Raw genomic sequence first — 3,448 nt, 5'->3', positions numbered from 1 at the left:
AAGCTCATTAAACGCAGAGCTTATGGCTTAACTAACTTTAATAGTTTTAGAAGAAGGGTTTTACTAAATTGGTATTTCTGTTGTTAACTTAACATATCTACTCTCGGAGAGCCAATGTTTTCAGGTAATACAGCAGCACAATAGCTGGATATATTCTGTTACTTTTAGTTCAAATGGTAGGATGCTTGCTACTGGTAGCGCCGACAAAACAGTTGGGTTATGGGATATTTCTACTGGTGAATCTATTGGCGTTCTCAAAGGTCATAGTCATGGTGTGCGTTCAGTATGCTTTAGCCCTGATAGCCAAATTCTTGCTAGTGCTAGTAACGACCAAAGCATTAGGATATGGAATGTTCGTACAGGGGAATGTTTGCACATTTTTCAAGAACATAAGAATTGGATACGTGCAGTTGCATTTAGCCCAGATGGTCAAAGTCTTGTTACTGGCAGTGATGACAAAACAATAAGGTTATGGAGTCTCTTGAGTGGCAAGTGCATAAAAATTTTTGATGGTCATACTGACAGAGTACGTGCAGTTGTCTTTAACTCTAATAGCCAAATGCTTGCCAGTGGTAGTTCTGATAAGACTATAAAACTGTGGAATATTAAAAATGGAGAATGCATGAACAGTTTTCAAGGACATACCGATTCCGTACTTGCAGTTGCATTTAGCCCAGATGGTCAAACAATTGCTAGTTGTGATAGAGATGGAAATATTAAACTTTGGGATGTTACATCTGGTAGATGTTTAAAAAATTTAATTAATAGATCATATGAAAAAATGAATATTACAGGTGTTCAAGGTTTAACTGAAGCTGAAAAAGCCACACTTAAAATATTAGGTGCGGTAGAAGATGCAGAATAAATCTTAGACAATAAGCAAATGATGTTACGGCGATCGCCACATATTCTTGACAATGGAATAGTAAAAGCGATCACCCCTATGAAAGTATGAACATTACAGGGTTTAACTCATCGGAAATCACTACCCTCAAAGCACTTATTGCAGTGGAAGAAGGAGAAATGTAAAAATAAAAATGCAGTACAAACAAATTGCAAATTTATAATCATCAAACTTCCGCAATATATGGAAATAACAAAGGTATCCAATGAAGGACAAGTGATTCTTCCTGAAGAATTACTAAAAGCTTCAGGCTGGGAAATCGGACAGGAATTAATAGCAATTAATATGGGTGATGGGATTCTTCTCAAACCAAAGAAGCCCTTTGCAGAAACTACATTAAATGATGTTGCAGGCTGCTTAAAATATCAAGGCGCACCCAAATCTTTAGAAGATATGAATGATGCCATCCGTCAAGGTATAGAGGAATCATGGCATGGTGGCAGTTGATACTAATATAATTGTGCGTCTATTGACTCAAGATGATGAAGTACAGTACCAAAAAAGTCTAGAAATTTTTCAAAACCAAAATGTTTTTATCCCAGATACCGTAATTCTAGAAACTGAGTGGGTACTAAGGTTTGCTTATAAGTTTAAACCTGTTGAAATCTGTACAGCGTTAAGAAAGCTGTTCGGGTTGCCAAATGTCCATCTGAGTAATTCTGGCGTAGTGTTTCAGGCGTTGCAATGGCATGAATTAGGCTTAGATTTTGCTGACGCGCTTCATCTAGCCCACAGTCAAAAACATGCAGAATTTTACACTTTTGACGAGAAATTTGTGAAAAGGGCTAAGGGGCTAACTACCTGTGAAGTCAAGCAGCCTTAGTGATGACTCAGCAAAAAAACCTAGCTTCAAAATATGTGATTAGGCGATCGCCCACTTTTTCCCTTACATTAATTTAGTAAGAGCGATCGCCTGACCAACTCTGACAAGTTTCTAATGTGCGATCACCATAACAACTCTATGCCAGGATATTAATATCCTTGACATTAACTATATATGTACAGCCTAGAAATCCCAGAAGGTCAAGCTGAATTTGCGGAACTACTCCGTCGAGTGCGAGACGGAGAAGAAGTGATTATTTCTCAAGCAGGCACTCCTATCGCGCGTATAGTCCCAATTGCGGAACAGAAATTACCTCGAATTCCAGGCTTAGACCGTGGTCAAGTAACAATTTCCCCAGACTTTGATGCTCCCCTCCCTGACGAGGTGCTAAATGCTTTTATTAACCCAACAGATGCAGAAGCATGAGAGCATTACTTGATACCCATACGTTTATTTGGTGGGTTATTGACGATAACCGACTCTCATCTACAGCTAGAAATATAATTGCCGATCCAGGGAATAACTTATTTTTTAGTGCTGCAAGCGCATGGGAAATTGTAATTAAAGTTCGTTTGGGTAAATTAAATTTACCAGAGCCACCAGAAACTTACATTCCCAGTCGGTTGACTATAAATCGATTTGAAAGTTTGCCTATTCAAATGAATCACGCTTTACAAGTCGTTAATCTACCTGCTTTACATCAAGACCCTTTTGACCGAATAATTACTGCTCAAAGTCAAGTGGAAAAAATGCCCATAATTACTGTAGATAATAAAATCATACAGTATCCTGTCGATGTCATTTGGTAGCCAAATAAAAGATGAATAAAACTCAATCAGTAGCAGAAGTGGAAGGATAGCCTATCACCGCAGTCAAGCTAATCCTCATCATCCCCCTCTTCGCCATACTGTGCTGGTGGTTCGCCATGATATTCAAGAATCTTAGGCTTTTTCATTTTGGCATTGACAGGCTCAATTTTTTCTAGCTGCAAATCAAACTCCCATTCATCCAGTAAATCAAAGGTAAATTGCAGATGATTTCCCACCTCAAGCGGTAATTCACCTAAGCGAAAATCGCCAGTATTTGGGGGAATATCAACAAAGGGATGAGTAAATTCAAAAATGCGTCCTATATGGTCTTTGTAAATGAATCGGTAGAGATGTTCAAAGTCAAAATCAAATGCTTCCACAACTGCGGCGGCCACTTGATCCAAATTGAGGTTGGTAGGAATGGCGATGCGTCGCCAAGCATCTAATAGCGTAACTTTCAAAGTATAAATTGCCTGCTTAAACTCTCCGTTGGCAATGACTAAGGTTTGTTCCCATTCAGGAAAGTATTGTTGGAGATACGGTTTGAGTTTTTCAAAAGCGATGCGGAAATCTAGAGAGATTTCTTCATCTTCTGGCTGTGGTTCAATTTCATCATAAATTTCAGAGAGCAAACCTATCATGGCATCTCCCCAAAGACTACGTTTTACAGTAGTGATACGCCATCCTTTAGCGGGTTCTGGTTCTCCTGGAGTGAGGTCAAGAAAACCAAATAAATGCAACAGGCTAAGATTGTGGAAGCCTGGATAATAGACTAATTTATCTTGTTCTTGATAACTATTACAGCACTTGCGTCTGTTATGAGGTACAATAAATTAAAATATAAATACCTCTAAATGAAGTCATACTCTGTCGATCTTCGAGAAAAAATAGTTGCAGCACATCTTCAAAAAA

6 protein-coding genes are annotated in these 3,448 nt (G+C 38.5%); 5 read left to right on the top strand and 1 reads right to left on the bottom strand.

Going from position 1 to position 3,448, the window contains the following annotated elements; all coding sequences use genetic code 11:
• Positions 1–67: 67 nt before the first annotated feature.
• The 5 genes from H6G79_RS37705 (at position 68) to H6G79_RS36160 (ending at position 2,536) form a co-directional block, all read left to right on the top strand.
• A complete protein-coding gene (locus H6G79_RS37705) occupies positions 68–865 on the top strand; it encodes a WD40 repeat domain-containing protein (protein WP_313934728.1) in 798 nt (265 codons plus the stop codon).
• A gap of 222 nt (positions 866–1,087) precedes the next feature.
• Positions 1,088–1,351 carry an AbrB/MazE/SpoVT family DNA-binding domain-containing protein gene (locus H6G79_RS36175; protein ID WP_190595336.1) on the top strand — a complete coding sequence of 88 codons (264 nt, stop codon included), beginning with the start codon at positions 1,088–1,090 and terminating at the stop codon, positions 1,349–1,351.
• Positions 1,338–1,727: a type II toxin-antitoxin system VapC family toxin gene (locus H6G79_RS36170; protein WP_190595335.1), complete on the top strand. Its 390-nt coding sequence runs from the start codon at positions 1,338–1,340 to the stop codon at positions 1,725–1,727. Before H6G79_RS36175 ends, H6G79_RS36170 begins: the two co-directional genes overlap by 14 nt.
• 174 nt (positions 1,728–1,901) lie before the next feature.
• A complete protein-coding gene (locus tag H6G79_RS36165; RefSeq protein WP_010997618.1) occupies positions 1,902–2,153 on the top strand; it encodes a type II toxin-antitoxin system Phd/YefM family antitoxin in 252 nt (83 codons plus the stop codon).
• Positions 2,150–2,536 (top strand): type II toxin-antitoxin system VapC family toxin, encoded by a 387-nt coding sequence (locus H6G79_RS36160; RefSeq protein ID WP_190595334.1) that lies wholly within the window; start codon positions 2,150–2,152, stop codon positions 2,534–2,536. Before H6G79_RS36165 ends, H6G79_RS36160 begins: the two co-directional genes overlap by 4 nt.
• A gap of 68 nt (positions 2,537–2,604) precedes the next feature.
• On the opposite strand, the gene H6G79_RS36155 is transcribed toward H6G79_RS36160, so the two are convergent.
• The gene (locus H6G79_RS36155) at positions 2,605–3,177 is read right to left on the bottom strand and encodes a plasmid pRiA4b ORF-3 family protein (RefSeq protein WP_242048800.1); all 573 of its coding nucleotides are present in this window, start codon (positions 3,175–3,177) and stop codon (positions 2,605–2,607) included.
• Between the last annotated feature and the right edge of the window lie 271 nt (positions 3,178–3,448).

Origin of the sequence: Anabaena sp. FACHB-83 (assembly GCF_014697485.1) — a bacterium.
Lineage (GTDB): Bacteria > Cyanobacteriota > Cyanobacteriia > Cyanobacteriales > Nostocaceae > Nostoc_B.
This window is presented reverse-complemented; position numbering and strand designations above follow the sequence as displayed.